This is a genomic window from Rhizobium sp. PRIMUS64, from assembly GCF_023006465.1.
Lineage (GTDB): Bacteria > Pseudomonadota > Alphaproteobacteria > Rhizobiales > Rhizobiaceae > Rhizobium > Rhizobium leguminosarum.
In genome coordinates this window covers 14,769-40,573 of sequence record NZ_JALBGX010000014.1, presented here as the reverse complement: position 1 = coordinate 40,573, position 25,805 = coordinate 14,769, and the positions used below count along the sequence as shown (strand labels likewise).

At 60.7% G+C, this 25,805-nt stretch carries 26 protein-coding genes; 14 read left to right on the top strand and 12 right to left on the bottom strand.

All coding sequences use genetic code 11. From position 1 onward, the window contains the following. The first annotated feature begins 1 nt into the window (after position 1). Genes MOV76_RS08480 through MOV76_RS08455 form a run of 6 tightly spaced genes read left to right on the top strand, consistent with a single transcriptional unit; the run spans position 2 to position 6,144 of the window. Entirely contained in the window at positions 2-982 is a 981-nt protein-coding gene (locus MOV76_RS08480) for an ABC transporter permease (protein ID WP_247264325.1), read from the top strand. After that, entirely contained in the window at positions 982-1,884 is a 903-nt protein-coding gene (locus MOV76_RS08475) for an ABC transporter permease (protein ID WP_247264324.1), read from the top strand. Before MOV76_RS08480 ends, MOV76_RS08475 begins: the two co-directional genes overlap by 1 nt. Further along, positions 1,881-2,696 carry an ABC transporter ATP-binding protein gene (locus tag MOV76_RS08470; protein WP_247264323.1) on the top strand — a complete coding sequence of 272 codons (816 nt, stop codon included), beginning with the start codon at positions 1,881-1,883 and terminating at the stop codon, positions 2,694-2,696. The genes MOV76_RS08475 and MOV76_RS08470 overlap by 4 nt, the downstream gene beginning before the upstream one ends. Beyond that, a complete protein-coding gene (locus MOV76_RS08465) occupies positions 2,693-3,619 on the top strand; it encodes an ABC transporter ATP-binding protein (RefSeq protein ID WP_247264322.1) in 927 nt (308 codons plus the stop codon). Before MOV76_RS08470 ends, MOV76_RS08465 begins: the two co-directional genes overlap by 4 nt. Positions 3,620-3,630: 11 nt before the next feature. Next, positions 3,631-4,101 (top strand): GNAT family N-acetyltransferase, encoded by a 471-nt coding sequence (locus MOV76_RS08460; protein ID WP_028732561.1) that lies wholly within the window; start codon positions 3,631-3,633, stop codon positions 4,099-4,101. A gap of 21 nt (positions 4,102-4,122) precedes the next feature. After that, the gene (locus MOV76_RS08455; RefSeq protein WP_130759268.1) at positions 4,123-6,144 is read left to right on the top strand and encodes a beta-N-acetylhexosaminidase; all 2,022 of its coding nucleotides are present in this window, start codon (positions 4,123-4,125) and stop codon (positions 6,142-6,144) included. 99 nt (positions 6,145-6,243) lie between these two features. Here MOV76_RS08455 and MOV76_RS08450 read toward each other — a convergent pair whose 3' ends face one another. Continuing rightward, positions 6,244-6,708 carry a helix-turn-helix domain-containing protein gene (locus MOV76_RS08450; protein ID WP_247264321.1) on the bottom strand — a complete coding sequence of 155 codons (465 nt, stop codon included), beginning with the start codon at positions 6,706-6,708 and terminating at the stop codon, positions 6,244-6,246. Positions 6,709-6,798: 90 nt separating this feature from the next. On the opposite strand from MOV76_RS08450, the gene MOV76_RS08445 reads away from it, so the two are divergent. Then, complete coding sequence (locus MOV76_RS08445; RefSeq protein WP_065277738.1) at positions 6,799-7,614, top strand: oxidoreductase; 816 nt, start codon at positions 6,799-6,801, stop codon at positions 7,612-7,614. 49 nt (positions 7,615-7,663) lie between these two features. Continuing rightward, the gene (locus MOV76_RS08440; protein WP_027687544.1) at positions 7,664-8,665 is read left to right on the top strand and encodes an NADP-dependent oxidoreductase; all 1,002 of its coding nucleotides are present in this window, start codon (positions 7,664-7,666) and stop codon (positions 8,663-8,665) included. A gap of 105 nt (positions 8,666-8,770) precedes the next feature. Here the strand turns inward: MOV76_RS08440 and MOV76_RS08435 are convergent, their stop codons facing one another. Then, entirely contained in the window at positions 8,771-9,511 is a 741-nt protein-coding gene (locus MOV76_RS08435) for a helix-turn-helix domain-containing protein (RefSeq protein WP_028732565.1), read from the bottom strand. Between the two features lie 277 nt (positions 9,512-9,788). On the opposite strand from MOV76_RS08435, the gene MOV76_RS08430 reads away from it, so the two are divergent. Continuing rightward, positions 9,789-10,703: a DMT family transporter gene (locus tag MOV76_RS08430; RefSeq protein ID WP_247264320.1), complete on the top strand. Its 915-nt coding sequence runs from the start codon at positions 9,789-9,791 to the stop codon at positions 10,701-10,703. A gap of 138 nt (positions 10,704-10,841) precedes the next feature. Here MOV76_RS08430 and MOV76_RS08425 read toward each other — a convergent pair whose 3' ends face one another. The 5 genes from MOV76_RS08425 to MOV76_RS08405 all read right to left on the bottom strand — a co-directional run bounded on the left by MOV76_RS08425 (position 10,842) and on the right by MOV76_RS08405 (position 15,683). Beyond that, positions 10,842-12,044, bottom strand: coding sequence for an ROK family transcriptional regulator (locus MOV76_RS08425; RefSeq protein WP_018246100.1), 1,203 nt, complete (start codon positions 12,042-12,044; stop codon positions 10,842-10,844). A 184-nt stretch (positions 12,045-12,228) separates the two neighbouring features. Then, positions 12,229-13,428, bottom strand: coding sequence for an MFS transporter (locus MOV76_RS08420; RefSeq protein ID WP_247264319.1), 1,200 nt, complete (start codon positions 13,426-13,428; stop codon positions 12,229-12,231). A 163-nt stretch (positions 13,429-13,591) separates the two neighbouring features. Then, positions 13,592-14,368 carry an SDR family oxidoreductase gene (locus tag MOV76_RS08415; RefSeq protein WP_247264318.1) on the bottom strand — a complete coding sequence of 259 codons (777 nt, stop codon included), beginning with the start codon at positions 14,366-14,368 and terminating at the stop codon, positions 13,592-13,594. A gap of 39 nt (positions 14,369-14,407) precedes the next feature. Then, positions 14,408-15,271, bottom strand: a complete 864-nt coding sequence (locus MOV76_RS08410; protein ID WP_183620041.1) for a MurR/RpiR family transcriptional regulator — start codon at positions 15,269-15,271, stop codon at positions 14,408-14,410. Positions 15,272-15,293: 22 nt separating this feature from the next. After that, positions 15,294-15,683, bottom strand: a complete 390-nt coding sequence (locus tag MOV76_RS08405) for a RidA family protein (RefSeq protein WP_047618009.1) — start codon at positions 15,681-15,683, stop codon at positions 15,294-15,296. 111 nt (positions 15,684-15,794) lie between these two features. Between MOV76_RS08405 and MOV76_RS08400 the strand changes: the two genes are divergently transcribed. The 5 genes from MOV76_RS08400 to MOV76_RS08380 all read left to right on the top strand — a co-directional run bounded on the left by MOV76_RS08400 (position 15,795) and on the right by MOV76_RS08380 (position 19,998). Further along, positions 15,795-16,277, top strand: a complete 483-nt coding sequence (locus MOV76_RS08400; RefSeq protein ID WP_247264317.1) for a hypothetical protein — start codon at positions 15,795-15,797, stop codon at positions 16,275-16,277. A gap of 30 nt (positions 16,278-16,307) precedes the next feature. Beyond that, on the top strand, positions 16,308-17,783 hold the full coding sequence (locus tag MOV76_RS08395) for a M81 family metallopeptidase (RefSeq protein ID WP_247264316.1): 1,476 nt from the start codon (positions 16,308-16,310) through the stop codon (positions 17,781-17,783). Then, positions 17,784-18,884, top strand: coding sequence for a D-TA family PLP-dependent enzyme (locus MOV76_RS08390; protein WP_247264315.1), 1,101 nt, complete (start codon positions 17,784-17,786; stop codon positions 18,882-18,884). A 273-nt stretch (positions 18,885-19,157) separates the two neighbouring features. Further along, positions 19,158-19,511, top strand: coding sequence for a helix-turn-helix transcriptional regulator (locus MOV76_RS08385; RefSeq protein ID WP_018448637.1), 354 nt, complete (start codon positions 19,158-19,160; stop codon positions 19,509-19,511). Then, positions 19,498-19,998, top strand: a complete 501-nt coding sequence (locus tag MOV76_RS08380; RefSeq protein ID WP_247264314.1) for an SRPBCC family protein — start codon at positions 19,498-19,500, stop codon at positions 19,996-19,998. Before MOV76_RS08385 ends, MOV76_RS08380 begins: the two co-directional genes overlap by 14 nt. Before the next feature lie 161 nt (positions 19,999-20,159). On the opposite strand, the gene MOV76_RS08375 is transcribed toward MOV76_RS08380, so the two are convergent. From MOV76_RS08375 to MOV76_RS08355, 5 genes are all read right to left on the bottom strand, one after another. Continuing rightward, positions 20,160-21,293: an ABC transporter ATP-binding protein gene (locus tag MOV76_RS08375; protein WP_247264313.1), complete on the bottom strand. Its 1,134-nt coding sequence runs from the start codon at positions 21,291-21,293 to the stop codon at positions 20,160-20,162. 201 nt (positions 21,294-21,494) lie between these two features. Beyond that, positions 21,495-22,700 (bottom strand): ABC transporter substrate-binding protein, encoded by a 1,206-nt coding sequence (locus MOV76_RS08370; protein WP_018246089.1) that lies wholly within the window; start codon positions 22,698-22,700, stop codon positions 21,495-21,497. Between the two features lie 73 nt (positions 22,701-22,773). Beyond that, entirely contained in the window at positions 22,774-23,631 is an 858-nt protein-coding gene (locus MOV76_RS08365; protein WP_168331976.1) for a carbohydrate ABC transporter permease, read from the bottom strand. Then, positions 23,628-24,512 (bottom strand): carbohydrate ABC transporter permease, encoded by an 885-nt coding sequence (locus tag MOV76_RS08360; protein ID WP_018448633.1) that lies wholly within the window; start codon positions 24,510-24,512, stop codon positions 23,628-23,630. Before MOV76_RS08360 ends, MOV76_RS08365 begins: the two co-directional genes overlap by 4 nt. Before the next feature lie 13 nt (positions 24,513-24,525). Continuing rightward, positions 24,526-25,683: a Gfo/Idh/MocA family protein gene (locus tag MOV76_RS08355; RefSeq protein ID WP_130748320.1), complete on the bottom strand. Its 1,158-nt coding sequence runs from the start codon at positions 25,681-25,683 to the stop codon at positions 24,526-24,528. Positions 25,684-25,805: the final 122 nt, after the last annotated feature.

The window sequence follows — 25,805 nt, the reverse complement described above, 5'->3', positions numbered from 1 at the left end:
AATGCGCGTTTCGAGCCGGCGCCTCGGCGTCTATGCGGTCGCCCTGGCGTTCGCCATCGTCATGAACTTCATTCTTCCCCGGCTCATGCCGGGGAGTCCTGTCGATGCCATGGTCGCCCAGCTCGGCCCGCGGGCAACACCTGCCGCCGTCGAGGCGATCAAGGCGCGCTTCGGCGCGGTCGACCAGCCGATGCTCTGGCAGTTCGTCGATTACGTGAAGGGGTTGGCGACCCTCGATCTCGGCGTCTCGGTCAAATATTACCCCCAGACGGTCGTCCAGGTTCTTGGCCGTTCGACGCTCTGGACAGTCTTCCTTGTCACCACCGCGATCATCTTTTCGCTCTGCGTCGGTGTCGTGCTCGGCGCGATCTCGGCCTGGCGTCGCGGCGGACGCTTCGACACGATCGTCTCGCCACTTTCCGTGATCATGATTTCGGTGCCGCCTGTCATCGTGGCGCTGACGACACTTTTCGTCTTCGCGGTCTCACTGCGCTGGTTTCCGGTGGGATATGCCTATGATCCCAACCTCGATCCCGCCTTCGATTTCACCTTCATTGGCAGCGTGTTCGCCCATGCGATCCTGCCGGTCCTGACGCTTTCGCCGTTTCTGATCGGCGAATTCCAGACGACGATGCGCTCGTCGATGATCTCGGTACTCGGCGAGGACTATGTAACCATGGCGCGCGCCAAGGGGCTCAGCCACCTCACCGTCATGTTCGGCTACGGCGCACGCAATGCCATGCTTCCTGTTCTGACCAACCTGGCGCTGATGCTCGGCGCCATCTTCGGCGGCTCGATCGTCACCGAGATCGTCTTCAACTATCCGGGGTTGGGACTGACGCTTTATACTGCGAGCATCGCCCGCGATTATCCTGTCATCCAGGGACAGTTGCTGCTGATGACGCTCGCGACGCTGGGCGCCAACTTCCTCGTCGACATCATCTACGGGCTCGTCGATCCCAGATTGCGGGAGGCCGTATGATGAGCTTTACGCTGCGGCCCATCCTCAGGCAGAAGAAAGCGCTGGCCGGCCTCATCATCATTGTGGCTCTGTGGCTGATGGCGCTGTTTGCGCCGATCGTTGCGCCCGGCGAGCCCGGAGCGCGTGTCGGGCGCTCGCATCAACCGCCGTCGATCGAACATGTCATGGGCACGACGAAGATGGGGCGGGATGTCTATCGCCAGTTCGCCTGGGGCGCACGTAGCTCTCTCTCCGTCGGTTTTGCCACGGGCATTGCCATCACCGTTCTCGGCACGGCCATCGGCCTCGTCGCCGGTTATACCGGAGGCAGGACCGATGCGGTGCTCGATCTTGCGACCAATGCCGTGCTTGTTGTCCCCAACATGCCGCTGCTGATCCTGCTCGCCTCCTTCGCCGGGACGGTGGGGCCGATGACGATCATGGCGATCATCGCGCTGACCTCCTGGCCCTGGGGCGCCCGCATGACACGCTCGCAGACGATGGCGCTTCGCAATCGTGACTTCGTCACAGCCTCCAAGATGATCGGAGAGCCGGCCTGGCGCATCATCTTCGTGGAAATCCTGCCGAACCTGACGACGCTGATCGGCATCAACCTCGTCGGCAGCATCATCTACGCCATCGTTGCCCAGACGACGCTCGAATATCTGGGCTTTGGCGATCCGCTGAAGGTCTCCTGGGGCACGATGCTCTACAATGCCCAGAATTCCTCGGCGATCATGGTCGGCGCATGGTGGGACATCGGGGTGCCGGCAGTCGGCATCGCGCTGACGGGGCTAGGCCTTGCTCTTTTGAATTTCACCTTCGACGAGATCGCCAATCCGCAGCTGCGCTCCGGCCCGGCGCTGACGCGCTGGTTCCGCCTCACCCGCGCTCGCAACAGGGAACTGGAGCTTGGCCGATGAGCGACAATCTTCTGGAAATCGAAAAACTCAATGTCGATTACCTCATCGATAAGGGAGAGTTCCGGGCCGTCAAGGACGTCTCCTTCAATATAGGCCGCGGCGAGATCTTCGGGCTAGCCGGTGAATCCGGCTGCGGCAAGAGCACGATTGCCTATGCCATCACGCGTCTTTCCAAGGCGCCTGCCTGGATCAGCGGCGGCAGCATCCGGCTGGACGGACAGGATCTCCTGAGGCTGCCCGAACGCGAGTTGCAGAAAATCCGCTGGAAGCGCATCGGCATGGTCTTCCAGAGCGCGATGAATTCGCTCAATCCGCTGATGCGGGTCGAGGCGCAGTTCCATGACGTTCTGCGCCGACACACCGGTTGCTCGCATGAGGAATCAAGGGCTCGCGGCGAGGAGATGTTCCGCCTCGTCGGCATCCCCACACATCGCATCGGCGATTACCCGCACCAGTTCTCCGGCGGCATGCGCCAGCGCATCGTCATCGCGATCTGCCTGGCGCTGAGACCCGAGCTTATCATCATGGACGAACCGACGACGGCTCTCGACGTGGTCGTGCAGCGGGAGATTCTCGAGCAGGTCGTCGATCTGCAGCGGACCTATGGTTTTTCGGTGCTCTTCATCACCCATGACCTGCATCTGATGGCGCAGCTCTGCCAGCGCATCGGGGTGATGCTGAAGGGCGAACTCGTCGAAGTGGGCGACGTGCGCCAAGTCGCTCAAGCGCCGCGGCACGATTATACCCGCAAGCTTTGGAATGCCATTCCGCAGCTTCCGGGCAATCCGCATCTATTGGGAGTCTTGGCATGAAAGCGGAGGCAAATCCTGTTGTCGCCGACGCGGTGATCCGGCTCGAAGCCATCAAGCGTAATTTCGGCCCGGTACATGCGCTGAAAGGTGTGTCCTTCTCGCTCTTTCCCGGGCGGGCATTGGCGCTGGTCGGCGAATCCGGCTGCGGCAAGACGACCTGCGCCCGCATCATCGCCCGCTTGGACAAACCGACGGGCGGCAGGCTGTTTTTCCGCGGGCAGGATCTGACCGCCCGCGGCGAGGCGAAGGATGAGCATCAGTACCGCAGGGAGGTGCAGATGGTCTTCCAGGATCCGTTCTCGTCGCTCAACCCAGCCTTCACGGTCAGCCATCATCTGGCGCGGCCACTGCAATTGCATCGGCAGAGCGGCTCCAGGGCGGACCTTGCCGAAGAGATTGCCCGCCTGCTGGCAAGCGTCGGGCTGGAGCCCGATGTGACCAGGCAGAAATTCCCGCATGAACTCTCGGGCGGGCAGCGGCAGCGTGTGAATATCGCTCGGGCACTGGCCGTCGCGCCGAGCGTGCTGGTCGCCGATGAGCCGACCTCGATGCTTGATGTCTCCATCCGCAAGGACATTCTCGACCTGCTCGCGAAAGTGAAATGCGAGAATGAGCTCGCCATGCTCTATATCACGCACGACATTGCAACGGCCGCACATGTGGCCGAAGAGATCGTCGTCATGTTCGCCGGCCAGATGGTCGAATGGGGCGACACCGATGCGGTTCTGTCCGATCCGCGCCATCCCTATACAAGATTGCTGCTTTCAGCCGTTCCAGATGGCAGCCGGCCGTTCGTGACGGGCGGAAGCGCGCGTTTCCTCGAACAAGCAGAAAAGGTACGCTCGCTCAGCCGTCCGGAATCGACTGTCGTCGAGCAGGTCGGCTCCAATCATTTCATACGCGCGCTCGGCGTTTCCGGCTGAAGGATGGCAAAGTGGACTATCTGGTCAACCTCTCCACCCTGCCGCAAGATACGCAATCGCCCGAGCGAATGGCCCGCGAGGGTGTGACGATCCGCCGGGCCCTGCCGCCGGAATTCCGGCTGATCATCAGCTGGATCGCAGAACAGTTCGGTGAGGGATGGGCGAGCGAGGCATCCGTCGCGATGACCCGCCTGCCGCCGACCTGCTTCATCGCCACGCGCGAACAGAAGCTCGTCGGTTTTGCCTGCCATGAAGCGACGGCGCGCGGCTTCTTCGGACCGACCGGCGTCGACGAAAGCCTTCGCGGGCTCGGCATCGGCCGGGCATTGCTGTTTGCCAGCCTGAACGACCTGAAAGCGATGGGCTATGCCTATGCGATCATCGGTGACGTCGGCCCTTCTGCCTTTTACGAAAAGGCCGTCGGGGCCATGCCTATCCCCAATTCCGCTCCCGGCATTTACGCCGGAATGCTCAAGACCTGATCTTCAGAAGGAAGAGTGACCATGTCCATTTCGCGACCGAAAGCCCTGCGGCTTGAAACCCTTTGGAATCCGCCTGCTGATGGTAAGGAGTTTTCCTATGTCCTGCGCCTCAAGAACCTCGGCACCGAGCCGCTTTCGAATTTCTCCCTCTGCGTGAGCGGCCCGGGCCGTGTCGATCCGGCGGGTCGCGTCGAAGGCGCGACGGTCTCACAACGGCTCTCGAATTTCACCGAATTCCAGCCGCCGGCCAATTTCGTTCTCGGCGCCGGCGAGACGTGGACGATTTCGGTCTACGCGTTGAGCTGGCAGTTCCGCCACTGGACGGACGGCGCGACGAGCGGCTATCTCGCGCTTTCCGATGGCAGCACGATCGTCCTCACCATAGAGCCGACGCGATCTTCGGTCAGCAATGCGCCGCTGAAGCGTGGCGCCGAGATCTATCCGGTTCCCGTCAATGCGCCCGTTCAGGTGTCGATCATCCCCTGGCCGAACCATGTGTCGGTCACTTCCCGCCGGCCGCTGCCGGCCGGTTTTGCGCCGCAGGCGCAGAGCGCTGAAGGGGAGGCGGCAGCACAAAACTTCGCAGCGCTGGTCGAGCATCTCTTTGCCGTCGAGGGCATCGTACGGAGCGAGGCGGAAGGCGCGGTTCCGGTTGCCCTGAAGGATGCCGCCGGGTTCGAGCCGGAGGCCTATCGGCTGAGCTTCGAGGGTGAGGCGATCACGATCGAGGCAAGCAGCCGGACCGGCTTCCTCTACGGTCTCGTCACGCTCGGCCAGATCTGGCGCGGTGCAAGGCTGCATCCCGAGGTCTTCCAGTTTCCGGCCGCCGGCGAGATCGTCGATGAGCCGTCGATGGGTTGGCGCGGGCTGCATCTCGATGTCGCCCGCCAGTTCTACGGCGCCGCCGAGGTCAAGAAGCTGTTGGCGGTGCTTGCCTGGAACAAGCTCAACCGCTTCCACTGGCACCTTTCCGACGACGAAGCATGGCGCGTCGAGATCGACGCCTATCCTGATCTGACCGCGGTCGGCGCCTGGCGCGGCCACGGTCTGGCCGTTCCGCCGCTGCTCGGTTCGAGCCCGGCCCGCACCGGCGGTTATTACACCAAGGCCGCCATCCGCGAGATCGTCGCCCATGGCAAGAGCTTCGGCGTGGAGATCGTGCCGGAGATCGATGTCCCCGGCCATTGCTACGCCATGCTGCAGGCGATACCGGAGCTGCGCGATCCGGCCGAGGTCGGCAGCTATTATTCGGTTCAGGGCTTTCCCGACAATTGCATCAATCCGGCCCGCGAGAAGACCTATGAGATCATCGAGACGATCCTCTCCGAGCTCATCGAACTCTTTCCGTTCAAGATCATCCATCTCGGCGCCGACGAAGTTCCGCTTGGCGCGTGGTCCGGCTCGCCGGAAGCGCTCGAGCGCCTGCGCAGCGTGGCCGGCAACGAGGTTGCCGATGCGCATGCCAAACGGCTGAACGTCGTGACCAATACCCATGGCGCCGACGACATCCACGGCTCGGGTGCCGCCATCCTGCAGGCGGAGTTCCTGAGCCGCGTCCAGCGCTTCCTTGCGAGCAAAGGCTGCATCACCGGCGGCTGGGAAGAGGCTGCCCACGGCGATGTCATCGACAAATCGAAGAGCTATCTCTGCAGTTGGCGCAATGTCGAGGTCTCGGCCGAACTTGCCGAGCGCGGCTACCAAATCGTCGTCTGCCCCGGACAGGTCTACTACCTCGACATGGCGCTCAGGCCCGACTGGGACGAGCCCGGCGCCAGCTGGGCAGGGACTTCGGATGCCGAGAAGCTCTACAATTTCGATCCCATCGGTGGCTGGACGGCGATCCAGAAACAGAAACTCCTGGGCATCCAGGCCTGCATCTGGTCCGAGCCGATGACGGATCGCGCTGTTTTCGACCGCCTCGTATTCCCGCGCCTTTCCGCACTGGCCGAAACGGGCTGGACAAAGCCGTCATCCAAGTCGTGGGAGCGTTTCAGGGCGCTCGCAGGACTGATGCCGCTGCTCTACGGACTGCAGCAGTCGTAGCACTCGGATTGGCGCCGCGGGCTTTATTTGAGGATCACCCTTGCCATCGCCGGAGGCGGTGATGGCGGGGGATACTGACATCGGCTTCAAGGCGAGTTGTCAGGTGGCCGCTTCATCTGCCGCGGGCGGTTGACATTCGGGTGCGGCGATACGAATAGGACGTGTTCCAATCGGTGCGCCGGTCGCGCGGTCGATGGTGACGGGATCGATTTCCGTACCAGTCTCGGCGTCGAAGAAACGGGTGACGTCGCCGCCGCCGCGGTACTTGCGGCCCCAGGCGCCGATTGCAAACAGCACCGGCAGAAAGTCGCGGCCGGCTTCCGTCAGCACATATTCGTCGCGCGGCGGACGCTCGGAATAGCGACGCTTTTCCAGCAATCCTTCCTCGGTCAGCGATGACAGCCGCCCCGTCAGCATTGTCGGGACGATGCCGAGGCTTTTGCGAAATTCATCGAAGCGGGTCAGCCCCGCATGGGCGTCGCGCATGATCAGCATGCTCCACGCATCACCGACGAGCGCCAGGCTACGGGCGATCAGGCAGGGCTGTTCCGAAAGATTCTTCATGTCGATATCTTTTTAGTAGTGACTTGCTATCGATTTGATAGTAACAGAATGCGCATAGATATTCCACGACAAAAACGAAGGCAGACGTCAATGAGCAAGAGAGAACGCGGCATTGCCCTGGTCACCGGGGCTTCCTCCGGCATCGGGCTGGTGACGGCGAAGGCGCTGCGGCGCGACGGTTACCGGGTGTTCGGCACCAGCCGAAAGCCGATGGCCGACACCGCCGATGGGATCACCATGCTGGTCTGCGACGTCATCGACGATCAATCCGTGCAGAGCGTCGTCGACGAGATTCTGAAGCGCACGGGACGGATCGATCTTCTGGTCAACAATGCCGGGATCGGCCTGCTCGGCGGCGCCGAGGAATCGACGACGGCGCAGGCCAAAGCCGTATTCGACGTCAACGTCTTCGGCACGATGCGCATGACCAATGCAGTACTGCCGGTGATGCGGCGGCAGCGTAGCGGCCGGATCGTCAACCTGAGCTCGATCCTTGGGCTGATCCCGGCGCCCTTCAACGCACTCTACGCAGCGACCAAACACGCGATCGAAGGGTATTCGGAATCCCTCGACCATGAAGTGCGGACACAGGGCATCCGCGTCGTGCTGGTCGAACCGGGTATCACCCGCACCTCGTTCGAAGAGAACATCACGCGCCCCGACCGGCCGCTTGCCGTCTATGATGCAGTGCGCGCCGTTGCGGAGAAGCTGATGCGCGAGATCGTCTCAAAAGGAGATGCGCCCGAGGTGGTCGCCGCAACCGTCGTCAGGGCCGCCAATGCGCCATCGCCCAAGAGACGCTATACTGCCGGAAAGGCGGCAGGACAGGTCCGCTTCATCCGCCGCTTCCTGCCCGAGTCCTTCGTCGACAAGAGCCTCCGGAAATTCAACAAACTTCCCGGTTGAGCCTGCCTTACCGCATTTCCGGCACACCACAGAAACGAAAGTTCGTCCCATGAAAGCATTCCTGATCGATCGCTACAAGAAGGGCGGCGCCCTCAGGCTCGGCCAGAGCCCTGAACCGCAGCTGCGCGAGAATGACGTCATGGTCGAGATCCATGCCGCCAGCGTGAACCCGCTGGATGCCAAGATCCGGGACGGAGAGTTCAAGCTGATCCTGCCTTACCGGCTTCCATTGGTGCTCGGCAATGATGTTGCTGGCGTCGTGGTTCGGGTGGGCGCCAATGTCCGGCAGTTCAAACCCGGCGACGCGGTCTATGCGCGTCCCGGCCAGGATCGCATCGGCACCTTCGCCGAGTATATCGCCATCGACGCTGGCGATGTCGCGTTGAAACCCGCCAATCTCAGCATGGAAGAAGCCGCATCCATTCCACTTGTGGCGCTGACCGCATGGCAGGCCCTGGTCGAGCGCGCCAAGCTGCAGAAGGGGCAGAGGGTGCTGATCCATGCGGGCTCCGGCGGCGTCGGCACCATTGCGATCCAGCTTGCCAAACATCTCGGCGCCCATGTGGCGACGACCGTGAGCACGGCAAATATTGATCTGGTGAAAAGCCTCGGCGCCGACGTGGTGGTCGACTACAAGAAGGACGACTTCGAAAAGGTGCTGAAGGGCTATGACGTTGTGCTGAACAGCCTCGGCAAGGATACGCTGGAGAAATCGCTCGCCGTCCTGAAGCCCGGCGGCAAGCTGATCTCGATATCAGGTCCGCCCGATCCCGATTTCGCCAGGGAAAACGGCTTTGGCTGGCTGCTGCGGCAGGTCATGCGCTTCTTGAGTTTGGGCATCCGGCGGAAATCGAAACGCCGGGGGGTCGGCTATTCCTTCCTCTTCATGACGGCAAACGGCGCGCAGCTCGGCAAGATCACCTCGCTGATCGAGGCGGGCGCCATCCGCCCCGTCATCGACCGGTCCTTCCAATTCGAGAAGACCAACGAGGCGCTCGACTATGTGGAGACAGGCCGCGTTAAGGGCAAGGTCGTCATCGCGGTGAAGTGAGGCCCGGGAAGGCCGAAGAGCCCTCGGTTTAGCCGAGCGGCTTTTGCAGGACGTCGAAGCGCGGATTGGTTTCGGAAAAGAGAAGGGCGGTCGAGCGAAGGGGCTTCACTGTCGTTGCCGATAGGCAGAGGGTGTGACGCCTGTGCCCAACTTGAATGCCCGTGTCATGTGGCTCTGGCTGCTGAAGCCGCAGGCCGAAGCGATCTGCGCTATTGGGTCCATGCCTGACAACATCGATTTGGCGCGCTCGACACGCCGGTGAGCCACCCAGCCATGTGGGGACACACCATAACTTGCCCGGAACATCCGCTGAAAATGAAAGGCGCTGAGCTGCCCGATCGCCGCCAGATCCTGCAATCGGATTGTCTCACCGAGATGGGCCTCGATATACTCCAGACTCCGGCGCCGCACATGAGGAGCGAGCCCGCCGCTGATCGCGCAGGGACGCATCCCTCCATAACGAGGATCGACGAAGAAATCGTTGATCGTCTGTGCCATCGCTTCTTCAGCCTGCAGATGACCGCCCGCCACCATCGCTTGCGTCATCTGCCAAAGCGTGCGCGCTAAGGCGGGTGCATCTGCGAAGGTCACTTCGGGAAGAGCCATGAGCCGAGCATCGCGGTCAAACGTCTCCGCAAACATCCGCCGCATCTGGTCGTCGGGAACATACAGATGGACGAATTGGGAGAAGTCGGTGATTTCCCATTCGGACGAGTGCTCCTGTGGCATGATGCACAGCACTCCCGGACGGCCGCGCGCGGCGGGGCTGCCATCTAGACGACGCGTTCCGGCGCCGCCTTTGAGATAAAGACTGAACGTATGACCGTTCGGCCGCTGATAGCTCATCCTGTCGTGTGCATTGCTCCAGATGGCAGCTGATCGCCCGAACCCCAAATCGATGGACTGTGACATCCGCGCAGTGGGAGATGCTGACAAAAACCCGAAAACCGAGGGGTGACTATATTTCACCAATTCTTCCCCACACCTGACCATGCCGCGCGAACAATACCGGCGGACGACCCGCATGGCGAGCCGGAAGTCCGGGCAAATCGATTTGATAGCAAGAATCTGCAAGAGGCGTGCTCACGGTTCGCCTATTGGTCGGGAAAACGAGGATCACTCCATGGCAAATGCCGCTCTCTTCATCGCAACCGTCCTCATATGGGGGACGACCTGGATCGCCATTGCGATGCAGGTCGGTCCCGTGCCGGTCTTGGTCTCGGTCTTTTACAGATTTGCGGTCGCAGCAGTGATCCTCGTCGCCATCCTGGCTGTCATGCGGCGGCTCAAGCTCCCTGCCTTGCGCGATCAACCTTTCATCCTTGCGCAGGCGCTCTGCCTGTTCAGCCTCAATTTCATCTGTTTCTACAACGCCGCCGCCTCTATCCCGTCCGGGCTGATCTCCGTGATCTTCTCGCTCGCAACGATCTACAATGCCGTCAATGCGCGCCTCTTCTTCGGCGACCGCATTACAGGCCGCACGCTTCTCGCAGCCGCGCTCGGAGCAATCGGCCTCCTCCTGCTTTTCGGACAGGACGTTGTCGTCGATTTCGATATGGGCACGTTGCAAGGGATCGGGCTCGCAGCGCTTGGCACGCTGTTCTTCTCGCTGGGCAATATGGCGTCGCGTCGAAACAGCGCGGCCGGAATCTCACCGCTGACCGCCAATGCCTGGGGCATGACCTATGGCGCGATCGTCCTCCTGCTCCTGATTGCCGTGACGCAAACGCCGATCGTGGCGCCGCCTAACATCACCTATCTTGCCGCCCTGCTCTATCTCGCGGCGATCGGATCGGTGATCGGCTTCACCACCTACCTCATGCTGGTGTCCCGCATCGGTTCCTCACGCGCTGCCTATGCCACCGTCCTGTTCCCGATCGTCGCCCTGTCGTTGTCGACGGTCTTCGAGGGCTACCACTGGAGCGGTCTGGGCCTGATCGGCCTGGCGCTGACGCTTCTCGGGAACGTGGTCATCTTTGCGCGACCTCTAGTCCGTCGCCCGCCGCAGGCAGATGCAAGGCTGCCGGCAGCCGGATGAGGCGCCGGCCTCGGCAATCTCCCGTGACGAGGTGTGCTAGAGCCTTTCCGTTTTTCTCCGAATCACGGAATTGCTCTATCTCTTTGTTTTCACGCAATTCCGGACGCAAAACCGCTACGCACTTTTGCTGGAATTGCTCTAGCCGAGCGGCTTTTGCAGGACGTCGAAGCGCGGATTGGTTTCGGAAAAGATCGGCAGGGCGGCGGCGCCGAGGATCGCCGTATCCTTGCCGGTCATGCCGATCATGACGCGGGGCAATGTCCGCTTCTGGTTGGGGTCGATCGGGGTGTGCAGCGGCTCCAGCCGCTCGGCAAGCCGAAGCATCAGCGATGTCGAAATGCTGCCTCCAAGCACGATGGTCTGCGGATCGAAGGCCAGTTCCAGAAAGTCGACGGTCTGCCGCAGCGGCTGGACGGCCTGATCCAGCCAGGCGTCGAGACCTTCGCCGCCCTTGGCGATCAGCGCATCGAGATCATCGGGCGAAAGCTCCTCGGCGTTGGCAATGCCCATGAATTCGTAGGCGACCGTCAACGAGATGTAGCGATCCAGACAGCCGCGCTTACCGCAGCTGCAGAGCTTGCCTTGCGGTTCGACGATGATATGCCCGATCTCACCGGCATTGTTGCGGCTGCCCTTGTAGAGGTGACCATCGAGGAACATTCCGGCGCCGATGCCGCCTCCGCCGGCGAGGAAGAGATAGACGAAGCTGCCCAAACCGCGGGCGACGCCGTGAAGACGCTCGCCGATCGCTGCTGCCGTCGCATCGTTTTCGACGAGCACCGGCACCTTAACCCTCTGTTCCAGCTCATGCCCGACAGGAAAACCCTGCCAGCCGGGCAGGTTCAGCGGGCTGAGAGAGGTGGTGCCGCCATCGGCATAGCGGCCGGGCAGGGCCATCCCGACGCCGAGCAGCCGGTTCCGATCGAAAACGAAGGCCTGCTGAAGATCCTCGACGATGGACTGAAGAGCTGGCATGGCACGTTGCGGATCTGGATGTTCGACATGGCGCTCGATGCGCGCGCAAACTGCGCCGGAGAGATCCGTCAGGACCCCGCTGGCGCGCTGGCGGCCAAGTTCGAGGCCGATCGAATAGGCGCCGCGCGGATTGATGGTGTAGGGAATGATCGGCTGGCCGCGCGCCAGCTTCTGCGCCTCGGACGGAACGAGAAGGTGCGATCTCTCCAGTTCCTCGACGATATTCGACACGGTCTGGGCCGTCAGCGCCGTCATCCGGGCGATCGCTGCGCGCGACAAGGGACCGTTCGTGCGGACAGCCTCGATCACCACACGCCGGTTGTGAGACTTGGCCTGCTCGAGATTCGTGCCGGAAATTGCCTTCATGTCGCCTTCAAAGAAATGGTGCGTCACCCTTGTCACAAGACGAACACCGATGAAAGCCACATTCTTCGTCACGTCCCTGGACTAAGCATGTCGCGCAAAACTGTGCCGCGGTTTTGCGACAACGACATGCGTAAAAACAAAGACCCCAAGCGCGACAAGCGAATCTGAAAGATCGCGACGCGCTTTAGCGGGCTTTGCCTCTATGCAGGAGGCCGATGATCGCTATCCCCGCCAATCCGGTGACGGCGCTCAGGATGGCCGTTCCCGAATAACCTGTCACGTAGGTGCCGGCGGCAAAGACCAGCGCGCCGATCCCGGCGCTGGCAAAGATATTGACGGAGATCAGTGCACTGCCGAGCCCCGGTCGGTCGGCGATCAGATCCTGCAGATAAGTGATCGGAATGCTGATGATCGCCGACGCTCCCATGCCCGCAAGCAAAGTGAGCGCATAGAGGTGCCACGGCTCAGAGGCAAAACCGAGAAGACTGAGGAACACGGCATAGATGATGGTACCGGCAGCAAGCGCCGTCATCTGGCCGGCCTTGCGCGCGATCCGCGACCAGACGACGATGAAGACGACTTCCAGCAATGCGACAATGCCAACGAGAATGCCGACGTCGCTCAACCTGCCATGCGCCGCACCAGTGGCGATCAATGGCAGAAGGGCGTCATTGAGATGCAGCGTGCTGGTGATGAGCGCCACCCCGCAAATATGCGCCGAGATGCGCGGAGAAACCACTTGGCGAAGCGCGCCGAGATAGCTGAGATGATGAGCCGCCGCCATCTCCGTTCCCGCGCGCTTCGGCAAGGCGAAGACGATGATGCCCTGGCAGAGCAGGCATGAGATGCTGGCAAAGAGGTAGGCCGGCAGCATGCTCGATGCGCCAGACAGCAGCAGGCCGGTTATCCCTGGGATCAGCACCCAGGACAGCGAGATCATGGCGCGCACGCCCGAGTTGGCCGTCACCATGTCGCTTCGGTTCATGCCGTGCATCGCCGCGCGCGCATTCGCAAACAGCAGCGAGTTCAGCGCCCCGTAGATCGGCAGGGGCAGCAACCCGCTGATGACGAAGACAGCCGCTGTGGGAAAGGCGTAGACCATGCCATAGCCGACGATGCCGAAGAGGCAGGCGCCGATCATCGTCGACCGGTACTCGCCAAGCCGGTCGGCGAGATTGCCGAGCAGAATGCTGATGACGACGTTCACCGCCGCCGAGACGAAACTCAGGAACGAATAGAGACCGTCGCTCAAGCCCAATTCGCGGATACCTACGACCGAACGGTAAGGTGCGGTCATCGCCCCCGCCATTCCGAAGGTGAAAATGGCGATCATGCTGGCGCGGATCGCCGGAGTGCGGAAGACGTCGGGAAAAAGTCGGCTCATGCGGTCATCGGTCAGAAGTAAGCCGGCTTCACAACCTGCTCCTCTCGTCTTCCTCTAGAGCAATTCCAGGAAAAGTGCGAAGCGGTTTTTCGTCCGGAATTGCGTAAAAACAAAAAGTTAGAGCGGTTCTGCGCTTCCATGAAAAGTTGAACCGCTCTAGGTTTCAGTAATGTTCCGATTGCGAGAAGGTTCGCGCGAGCTCGGCCTGGCCGGCCGTGAGGCCGCAATCGACAGGCAGGCAGACGCCGGTGATGGCTGCGGCCTGGGGGCCGGCAAGGAAGGCCACGGCATTGGCAACATCTTTGGGATCGACGACGCGCTGCAGCGGATACCAGCGGCGTGCTTCCTCGAAAACATTCGGATTGGCTGCCGCGCGTGCTTCCCAGGCCTGCGTCTTCACCGTGCCGGGTGCGACGGCGTTGGACCGGATGCCGAACTTGCCGTATTCCACGGCGACCAGCCGGGTGAAATGCAGAAGGCCGGCCTTGGCGACGCTATAGGCCGGGTGTCCGAAGACATGCAGGCCGTTGACCGAGGCGATGTTGACGACGGAACCCTTCGAGGCCTTCAGCATAGGCTCGAATGCGCGGAAACACAAAAATGCCGCCTCGAGGTTGAGCGCATTGTCCGCCCGCCAGATCTCGGGCGTCGTCTCGTGCAGGCTGGTCGCGCGGGCGGCACCGGCATTGTTGACCAGGGTTCGAACCACACCGGCCTCCGCAGCGCGTCTCGCCAATTCCGCAATGCTCGTCTCGCTGGTCACATCGCATCCGACGGCGACGAAGCGATTGTCCGGCCCGAGCCTCGACGCCACGGCAGCCGCAGCCGGAGCATCGATATCGGCGAGCAACACGATATCATGGTCATCGGCAAGCCGTGCGGCGATCGCCGCGCCGATATCGCCGGCAGCGCCCGTAATAATGGCTATCGACTGCGTCATTTCCTGCCGCTCCCGTTCACAACCGGATTCTCATGGGTCTCAATCTCCAAGCAATTGCCGGTCGTCGCCGTCACGGTGAATGACAAGCTGCTGCTTGATACGCCGAAGCGTGGTCGTTGCCTTCGGCTGAACGGCGTAGGCGACGAGGCTCGACAGAATATCGACCGTCGCGATGTAGGCGATGCGCGTTGAGGTCGGGCGATAGATGTTATTGCCCTCGGGAAGGTCGATCGGCACGACGATTTCGGCAGCCTTCGCAACCGGGCTTGCCGACTGCGTCAGGGCGATCGTCTTCACCTTGGCCTGGCGGGCAAGCTCGAAGGCGCGCACCAGCTCGGTATTGCGTCCCGAGAAGGACGAGCCGATCACGACATCGCCCGGCCGTGCCGCGGCAGCCATCATCAGCTGCATGCTGTGGTCGGAACTTGCCGTGATGCGAAGCCCGAGACGGAAGAGCCGGTTCTGGAGCTCGTCGGCGATCATCGACGAATTGCCGCCCGATCCGAACGCATAGATCATATCGGCCTTGGCGATATGCGAAACGGCGGCTTCAATCGCCGCAAGATCGAGCGACCGGTGCAGGAGAAAGAGCGCGTTCTGGGCCTTGGTGATGATATCCTGCGCAACATCGGCCGGATCGGTGCTTTTCGATTCCGGTTTCAGATAGCGAACGCCGATATGGGCGGTCCGGGCGAGCTGCACCTTGAAGTCGGAAAAGCTTTCGCAACCGAGCCGGCGGCAAAAGCGTGTGACGGTCGGCGGCGAAACCTCCGCCCGTTCCGCGAGCTCGATGATCGAGGCGTTCACGGCAAACTCGAAATCGTTGACGATGATCTCCGCGATGCGGTTCTCGGAGGGAGAGAGCCTGCTCTTGTCTTCCTGCAGCGTTGAAAAGATATCCAAGCCCGTCCCCCCAAATGGTTCTCTATTTGCCCTTCTTCTTATAGGCCACGCAGTCTATCTCAACCTTGCAATCAACCATCATCGAAGATTGCACACAGGCGCGCGCCGGCGGATGTTCGCCGAAATACTCCTGATAGATCTTATTGAAGGTCCAGAAGTCGCGCGGATCGTCGAGCCAGACGCCGACGCGCACGACGTCCTCGACGCCGTATCCGGCCTCATCGAGGATTGCCAGAACATTGGCAATCGTCTTGTGGGTCTGGGCAATGATGTTGCCGTCGATGATTTCACCATCTTCCATCGCAACCTGCCCGGAAACATACAGCCATCCGTCGGCTTCGACCGCACGCGCGAAAGGCAGCGCCTTGCCGCCGGCGCCCGTTTGAACAGTGCCATAGCGCTTGATAGGCATGCTGAAGTCCTTGCAAATTATTTTCTTGATAAGTTGACAAATGACCATAGAAAGCAGAATTTGACCAGTGAAAAACGCGATTTATGAAAAGAATTTCAATCCGGGGCAAATATGCGCGATCCTTTCAAGAACCCTTTCCCCTCCGACAGTGCCCGGCATGCCATCTGGGAAATGCTCGTTCCGCGCGATATCGATGCCTTTCTCGCCGCCGATTGGTCGATGGTGGCTGGTGATTTCGTGGAAGAGGGCTTCATCGGCATCGATGGCCGAAAGGAAGTCAGCCCCGACAATTGGCGCCTCGCATTTCCGACGCTGTCTGCCTATCGCCAGGAATGGCTGAGGCAGGCGCAGGATTTCGCCCAACAGAGTTTCGCAGAAGATACGCGCACGGCGATCTTCACCACGACGACGCTGGAAGACATCGAAATCGAAGGCGACATGGCGCTCGTCCGCAAGAAATTCGACGGCGGCATTTCCAAGCCTGACGGCACCCGAGATGTCATGCAATGGCAGACGCTCTATTATTGCAGGCTTCACCAAGGACGCTGGAAAATCTCAGGTTTCACCGGCTACCTGCCGAACCCGATGGGTTGACGCAGGGCCGACAACACGAAGGCCACTTTCTTGCGCATTTTCACGGCAGCACTGGCGACCGAGACCAACACCTTTTCCCCGATCTGCGTGGATCGTCGCGCATTCGAAGCATCGCTTTATGCCCCGCCCGGCCAACATCCCGAAACGCCAACGCTCTGCACCGCGCCGATCACCGTCGGAAGGCGCGTCACTGCTGAAAAGGGTTGGGAGCTGATTGAGGGAACCGCCACCTGGGCCGACCCCGCAGGCCTCGTCAACCGGACGACCTACGAGGAATTGCGTGACGAAATTCTCGGTCAACTCCGCGCGGCAATGCCTGTCGACGCGGTTGTCATGGGCCTGCACGGCGCCATGGTGGCGGCCGGATACGAGGATACGGAAGGCGATCTTCTCTCGCGCATCCGCCAGATCGTCGGGCCTGATGTGCTCATCTGCGCCGAACTCGATCCGCACAGCCATCTCACGGCAAAACGCGTCGCCGCACTCGATTTCGCGGTCTATTTCAAGGAGTTTCCGCATACCGACTTCGTCGACCGCGCCGAGGACCTCTGGCGCATCGCTGTCGAAACGCTCGAAGGCCGGATCAAGCCTGTTATGTCGGTGTTCGACTGCAAGATGATCGACGTCTTCCCGACATCGCGCGAGCCCATGCGCTCCTTCGTCGACAAGATCATGCAGATCGAGAAGGATGATCCGGACGTCCTGTCGATCTCGGTGGTCCACGGCTTCATGGTGGGCGACGTTCCTGAAATGGGAACGAAGCTGCTTGTCGTGACTGATAATAAGCCGGAAAAGGGCGCGGCTTTGGCGCGCGAACTCGGCCTCGAGCTGTTTTCGAAGCGCGGCACCTTCATGGTCCCGCAGATCGACGAGAAGGAAGCCGTCTCACGCGCGATGACCGCCACCGCATGGCCTGTTGTCATTACCGACGTCTGGGATAATCCGGGCGGCGGCACGGCAGGCGATGCGACTGTCATTCTCGGGGAGCTCATGGCCCGCGGCGTCACCAGTGCTGCGATCGGCACCATCTGGGATCCGGTGGCCGTCCAGATTTGTTTTGCAGCGGGCGAGGGGGCAGAAATTCCGCTGCGCTTCGGCGCCAAGTCGGCGCCCGGCACCGGCAATCCCATCGATGGCACCGTGAAGGTCGTCAAGCTGGTGAACAATGCCGAGATGCAGTTCGGCGAGAGCCTCGCACCTTTCGGCGATGCCGCACATATCGTCCTCAACGGCATCGACATCATCCTCAACTCGACTCGCGCCCAGAGCTTCGATCCGAGCCTGTTTTCGGTGATGGGCATCAATCCCGCCAGGCAGAAGATCCTGGTGATCAAATCCACCAACCACTTCTTCGCCTCCTTCTCGAAGATTGCGGCGGAAATCCTTTACTGCTCTGCCGGAACGCCCTATCCCAATAATCCGGCGACGACGCCGTACCAGCGGGCACCGAAGACCATATGGCCGATCGTTGCCGATCCACATGGAACAGAACGCGGAGCCGCCTAGATGCCTGATGCCAGGTTTGCCGTCGTCGCCAAGGCAGGAGACCGCATCGCCGATCTCTCGACGCCGCGTCCCGTTATCGACGAAGACAGACTGGCTGCGAACATAAGCCGCGTTCAATCCTATATGGATCAGCACGGGTTGAATTTTCGCCCGCATATCAAGACCCACAAGATCCCGGCCCTGGCCGTCGCGCAGGTTGCCGCCGGCGCCAAGGGCATCAATTGCCAGAAGGTGACGGAAGCCGAAGTCTTTGCCGCTGCCGGCTTCGAGGACATCCTCATCACCTTCAACATCCTGGGACCACAGAAACTCGAGCGCCTGGCCAAGTTGAACGACAGAATTTCGGCCCTCAAGGTCGTCGCCGACAGCGAAGTGACGGTCGACGGGCTCGCAGCGCATTTCTCCGGCCACAAGCCGCTGACAGTCCTGGTCGAATGCGATACGGGCGGCAGCCGCTGCGGCGTGCAGACATCAGGAGAGGCGGCCTCGCTCGCCAAGCGCATTGCCGCTGCCGACGGTCTGGTGTTCGGCGGCATCGTGACCTACCCGAAGCCACAATCGGCGGCCGCCGTGGAAGCCTTCATCGCCGAAACGCTGCAACAGCTGACATCGGAAGGCATTGACTGCCCGATCGTCAGCAATGGCGGAACGCCGAGCCTTTTCGAGGCGCATCTCGTCACCTCGGCCACGGAACACCGCGCCGGCACCTATATCTACAATGATCGCCAGATGGTGCGCATGGGCCATTGCACCGAGGACGATTGCGCCATGCATGTGCTGGCAACCGTCGTGTCGCGGCCAAACGCCGACCGCGCCGTTATCGATGCCGGCTCGAAGGCTCTGACATCGGATCTTCAGGGTTTTAGCGATTACGGACTGATCGTCGGTTATCCCGAGGCACGGATCAGCAGCCTCTCGGAAGAGCATGGCGTCATCGACCTGTCGAATTGCACCGGCCCCCGGCCGCAGATCGGCGAGAAGGTCTTCATCATCCCGAACCACACCTGCGTGGTTTCCAACCTGTTCGACACGATGGTCTTCCACCGGGGCGGCATCGTGACCCGCGTCGAAGAGGTCGCCGCCCGCGGCCTCGTCTGGTAGGAGCCGGTTCGGGTTGAGGGCGAAGTGGCTGATCGCCGAAGGGATCGGTATCAGCAACGAGTATCAGAACACGTGCGCGCGGCGGACTGCTTTCGGAGAGCAGGCGTTGAATGCTGACATTCGTTCATCAGCGGCTCGCAGGTCCGCTTTTGACCCACGCAGACGATTTTTTGCTGCCGCCGCCGCGGCGCATGACCTCGGATGACCGGTCTACGGCATGAAAATTTCGGGACACTTGCGCTTCCTGCGCAAGCAGGTTAAACACTGAACTAGATGGTTCAGTATCTAAGTCCTCCCCTCGATCTCTCGTTTGCGGCGCTGTCCGATGCGACCCGCCGCGGGATCATCGATCAGCTTGGGCGAGGGGACGCGTCGATTACCAGTCTCGCGGATAAGTTCCAGATGACGCTGACCGGCATGAAGAAGCACGTCCAGGTTCTCGAGCGGGCGGGGCTCGTCGTCACGCAGAAGGTCGGACGGGTGAGAACCTGCAAGCTCGGGAAACGCGGCCTCAAGGCGGAGGCCGAATGGATCGAGGCGCATCGCAAGCTTTTCGAAGCCCGCTTCGAAGCATTGGACGAAATCATCAGCGAAATGAAACGGGAGGGAAGCGATGACTCAAGTTAACATTGCAGGTGGTGCGCAGAACCGCACGTCAGTCGAGCGCAGAGGGGATCGCGAACTTGTCGTAACGCGGACATTCAATGCGCCGCCGAGCACGGTTTACAGGGCGTGGAGCCAGCCCGAGCTGTTCCAACGCTGGTGGGTGCCAAAATCGGTATCCGGCGTTTCGCTCGTATCGTGCGATATGGACGTCCGTACCGGCGGCAAATATCGGCTGGAATTCGGCTCCGGCGGTTCGGACACCATGGCCTTCTATGGCAAGTATCTCGAGGCGGTGCCGAACGAGCGCATCGTCTGGACCAACGACGAGGGCGAAGAGGGCGCGATCACGACCGTGACCTTCGAGGACCAAGGCGGAAGGACACTACTGAAGTTCCACGAGGTCTATCCGTCCAAGGAGGCGCTTGAGGAAGCACTACAGGGCTCGGCGGCCGCATTGCCGGAGCAGTTGGAGCAGCTCGACGAATTGCTTTCCAGCATAGGCGAGTAGCGCGGGTCGGGAAAACTCGCCCCGGGGAAGGTCTGCACATAGGGGTTCGTGAAATTCCCCGGCTGGGTAATATGTGCCGGCCGGCAGCCGTAATTGCCTAGCGTCCGATAGCCACTTGACTCGACGCTGCAGGACGAACCGCCGACACAGAACCAGTCGGTTCAGGCCGCCGTTGGATTGATCACGTTCATATCGATTTCGGTGAGTTCCACGCGCCGCTCGAAGGCCACGCCCGCCTCGTCGAACAGGTGGCAATCGACGGCATTGATGCCGGTTGCAACCGGCGCGTCCGCGCGGATGCCGACGCTGCCGGGCAGCATGGCGCAGAAATTCTCGGCCTCGCCGTTGAGCGAGGCGTAAGCAACCGTATTGGCCCCGAGGCGCTCGATGACCGTCGGCGTCACGGTAAAGACGATATCGCCGCCGCCGAGCTGGATATGCTCCGGCCGGATGCCGAGCGTCAAAGCCTTACCGGTCATGCTATCGCGCGGCGTCACCGGCAACAGGGCTGTCTGGCCCTGATACTCCACCTCGACGCCATTGGCGCTAACGCTTTTGCAGGTCACGGGGAGAAAATTCATTTTCGGATTGCCGATGAAGCCGGCGACAAACTGATTTCTGGGCTTGTGATAAAGCTCCAGCGGCGCCCCCGTCTGGGAGATATCGCCGGAATCCAGCACGACGATACGGTCGGCCATGGTCATCGCCTCGACCTGGTCGTGCGTCACATAGATCATCGTCGCCTTCAACTGCCTGTGCAGCTTGGCAAGCTCGATGCGCATGTCGGCGCGAAGTGCTGCGTCGAGGTTGGAGAGCGGCTCGTCGAACAGGAATATCTTCGGTTCGCGCACGATGGCGCGGCCGATCGCCACGCGTTGGCGCTGGCCACCGGACAGCATGCCGGGTTTCTGCTGCAGCCGTTGTTCGAGGTGAAGGATGCGCGCTGCATTTTCCACCTTGGCCTTGAGCTTTTCCTCCTCCATCTTTTCGACGCGAAGCGGAAAGGCGATGTTCTCGAAGACCGTCATGTGCGGGTAGAGCGCGTAGGACTGGAACACCATGGCGATGCCGCGCTTGACCGGCGGCAGGTCATTGACCCTGATACCATCGATGACGATGTCGCCCGCGCTCGTCGCGTCGAGACCGGCGATCATGCGCAGCAGGGTGGATTTGCCGCAGCCTGAGGGCCCGACGAAGACGACGAACTCGCCGTTCTTCACATCGAGCTGCACGCCCTTCAGAACTTCGTAGTCGCCATAGAACTTCTGAACTTTGTTGAGAAAGAGCTGTCCCAAAAATCTGTCTCCACCGGCGGCCTTCGTCGCACATTCGATCATCGTTCCTGCAAATTCCTTAAATCGGATTCGATTTAGAGATAAAATATGCAGCAATTCAAAGTGTTACAGCGTTCCCTTGCGGCTCTCGAAAAGACGCGCGGCGCTGTAGGGGAGGGATCGCGGGCTGTTGCCGTCCGCGATCCCAAGGTGCCCAAAAGCTTACTTGAACGCCTCGACTTCGCCAGCAGCCTTCTTGAGCGCCGCTTCCGGCTCGGCCTTACCCGTCACCACGGACTGGATCATCTCGATCATCGAGTTCTGGAAGCCCTTATAGTCGGTGAAGAGCGGCTCGGGACCACCATAGCTGATGCCGTCGATCAAGGGCTTCCAGTAAGGATCCTTGGCGACGAACTCGTCGACCTTTGCGGACGGACGCAGGGGAGTGAGGCCGGCGCCGCCCTGCAGTTCGTATTCGGACTGCACATCGGGCGAGGTGATGAACTTGGCAAATTCCGTCGCCTTGTCCTCGACCCCTGAACCCTTGAAGATCGCCAGGCTGTCGGTGATCAGCAGCGTGCCGGGGCCCTTGGCGTCGGGACCGAGCGGCAGTGTCGTGATGCCCCAGCTGATCTTCGTTTTCTTCAGACGGTCGGCCGCACCCGAGCCTGCCTGGATCATCGCGACCTTGCCGTCGAGGAAGATGGCGCGGACTTCGTTCTGCTCGTAGGCCGTCGGGCCTTCTTCGGAGTAGGGAACGATATCCTTGTAGGCCTTCAGCGCAGCAAGAATCTCAGGGCTGTCGAGCGTGACCTTGCCGTCGGCATCGATCACCGCACCGTTGTTGGTGTAAACCCAATGCATGAACTGGTGCATCGTGTTGTCGAAGGTCTTGGCGGAGAGACCGAAGCCCGGAATGCCGGTCTTTTCCTTGATGGTCTTTGCCATCTCGATTTCTTCAGCCCAGGTCTTCGGAGGCGTCTCGGGATCGAGGCCGGCCTGCTTGAAGAGGTCCTTGTTCCAATAGAGCGCCTTGGTAGAGAAGGCGATCGGAACGCCCCACTGCGAGCCCTCGAAGGTGACCGTGTCGACGATGTGCGGATAGTAGGTCTTCTTCTCGTCGTCCGTCATCGGCACCGGAACGATGAGGTCGTTCTGCGCGAACTCCTTCAGCGTGCGCGAACCGACATAGGCCATCGCCACCGGCGTGCCTGCAGCGGCAAGCGTCGTTGCCTTGTCCTGGCACTGCGCCCATCCGACGACCTCGGGGGCGATCTTCCAGCCTGTGTTCTTTTCTTCCCACTGCTTGATGTATTTGGTGTGGACCGGGTCGATCGTGTCGCCGCAATAGATCCAGCTGATTTCCTTGTCGGCCGCCTGGACAGTGACTGTGGTCAGTGCCGTCGAACCGAGCAAAGCGAGCCCCATAAGGCCTGTCTTGATGGTAATGCTCACGTCGTGACTCCCATTCTTGTGTTAGCTGTTCACTCGTTTTTTGGTCTTATTGTTTCACCGCACCGGCGGTCAGCCCGCCGACAAGGTAGCGCTGAAGGAAGAAGATGACGACCATCGCCGGCGCGATACCGACGAAGGAGGCCGCCATCAGTTCGTTCCAGATGACCTCCTGCTTGCCGAAGTAAGCAAAGAGCCCCACCGGCAAGGGCATGTATTCGGTCTTCGAGTTGAACGTCAGCGCGAAGATGAATTGCTGGGCGTAAGCGCCGATGAAGGTGGTTATGGCGACGACGATAATCCCCGGCATCGCGATGGGCAGGATGACACGACGAAGCGTGTAGAAATGGCTGGCGCCATCCATATAGGCGGCTTCGTTGAGTTCCTGCGGAATACGGATCATGTAGGTGCGCAGCAGCCAGATCGCCGACGGGATCAGGAAGGCGACGCCCGGCACGATCATCGCGAGATAGGTGTTGAGCACACCCATGCTGCGCATCAGCCGGAAGAGCGGGATCAACAGCACGGCGCCGGAGAACATGTTCACGGTCAGGAATGCGCCGAGCAGGATCCCCATGCCCTTGAATTCGAACTTCGCGAAGGCATAGGCTGCCGGAATGACGAGGCAAAGCACGATCAGCGTGACGATGATCGAGATGAAGAAAGAATTGAAGATATAGCGACCGAAACCCGGCACGCTGATCCACATCGTCCGATAGGCTTCGAACGAGCCGTTCTCCGGCCAGAAGCGGTAGGGCGAGGAGAAGAGCTGGCTGAGCGGCTTCAGTGAAACCAGGAAACCTTCAACGAAGGGCGACAGCACGAAGAAAAGAAACACCGCGATGCCGCAATAAATCAGAATGATTTCCCACCAGCGATAACGGTCGATCATGGCTGCACTGCTCATGCGCGCTTCTCCGGATTGAGGCGGCGGGTAACGCGGAAATAGGCGAAGCAGAAGAGCGACAGGAAGATGCAGATCAAAACGGCGCGCGCTGCACCTTCACCGTATTTCTTCGAGCCGATCGCGGTCTGATAGGTATCGATGATCATCGTCGTCGTCTCGCCGCTCGGTCCGCCCTGAGTCAGAATCCAGATGATGTCGAAGGAGTTGAAGGTGGCGATCAGCGAGAGCATCGACATGGTGATGATCGCCGGAACCATCAGCGGCAGCGTGATGCGGCGGAAGCGATACCAACGACCGGCGCCGTCGGTCCAGGCGGCCTCGTAGAGATCCTTCGGAATCGATTGGATCGCCGCCAGGAAGTAGATCGTCACCAGCGGCACGCCGATCCACACGTCGGTGATGATCGTGGCCCAGAAGGCCGTGCTTCCATAGGCGAGGAAGGCGACTGGGCCGTCGACGAGACCGAAGCGCTGCAACATGCCCGATATCATCCCGAACTGGCCATTATACATCCAGCCCCACATGAAGATGCCGATCGCCATCGGCACGATCCATGGCGGCATGGTCAAAAGCCGGAACAATGAGCGGCCGGGCACCGCGGCATTCAGCATGGTCGCACCGAAGGTGCCGATCACCATTTTCAAGGCGACCGAGAAGAACGTCCAGATGAAGGTACGGAAGATGACCTCCGCAAACCGCGCATCGAAGATCTTTTCGTAATTGATCCAGCCGACCCAATTGGTGGTCTTTTTGAGGGAGGCGTCGGTGAAGGAGAGAATGAACGTATCGACCAGCGGGTAGGCGACGATCGCGAGAACATAAAGGACAGCCGGAAGAAGAAGGATCCAGGCGAAGATGACCGTGCTTCTTTGAACACTCATCTTGCCGACCTCCTCAAGCCGCTCTTGCGTGAAGGGCTTCGTCGAAGCGGTCCCAAATGGGACGCAGATCGACGACCGCTTTCTTCATCCTCGCTTCGTCCATCGCCAAGGCGAGGATGCCGGCTTCGAGCGCATTCAGCGTCGAAACAGGAAGTTCGAGCCCGGTGCGCACGCTTTCAAGCAGGTCGCTCGCCATCTGTTCATCGGCGCCGTAATGCTGGGACAGCTCCGTGGCGGCATATTTGTTTTCGACCACCTTGTTGCCGGTCAGCTGTTCGTGCACGTCGAGATAGCCGCGAACGAAATCGCCTTCGGCCATGCCGCGCGAGCCCATGATGGCAAAACGGCGGAACTGGTCGGGCACGTTCAGATTGGTGTGGAAGTTCATGCCGACGCCATTGGCATATTCGACGATCGCGACCTGATAGTCGATGATATCGGCGTCGCTGTCGAAGACCTTGTCCGACCCCATCCATCCGCTCGGCTTGCGGTGGAAAAGCTCGAGGTCGTTGATACCCTCGCGCGCCGGGTCGTTGTCCGGAATGAAACTCTTGCGGCCGCCGAAACTTGCAACGCGCTCCGGCCTTGCGCCGACGACACCATTGTAGAGATCGAGGTCGTGGCAGCATTTCTCCAGCATGAAGCTGCCGGAATAGCGCTCATAGCGGCGCCAGTCGCGCATGAAAAAGGCGCCATGATAAGGCTCGATATGTTCGGAGGCCTCGATCGAAACGATCTGGCCAAGCTTGCCCTCGGCCTGGATGGCGCGCAGATCCTTGTAAAGAGGAGAATAGCGCAGGACGAGACCGACCATCAGCCGCTCGTGGCCGAATTTTGCCATCAGATGGGCAAGCTCGATGCTTTCGGTGATGGTCGTGACGATCGGCTTTTCGCAGAAGACCTTGAGGCCGGCTTGAAGTCCGAGCCTGATATGATCGAGATGCAGGTGATTGGGAGAGCCGATCATCAGCAGATCGAGCTTTTCGGAAGCGAGGAGTTCCTCCGGCGAGCCATAGGCCTTGCCGACTGAAATTCCCTTTTCCGTCAATCCGGGAAGTCCGGCAGGTTCCGGATCCACATAGCCTACGATGTCGAAGCTGCTATCAATTGCCTTGAAAACATAGCCGAGATAGCCGAGCCGGAATCCTAGCCCGATGATTCCCACTTTCATGCCGATCAAGTTCCCATTTAGTAATTTATTTTCTTTAAGTTGGGACAAAAATCGGGAGGCGTCAATAGAAAACGGGCCTCAAAGCGCGAGTATGAAATTAATTTTCATAGATCGGTAGCCGG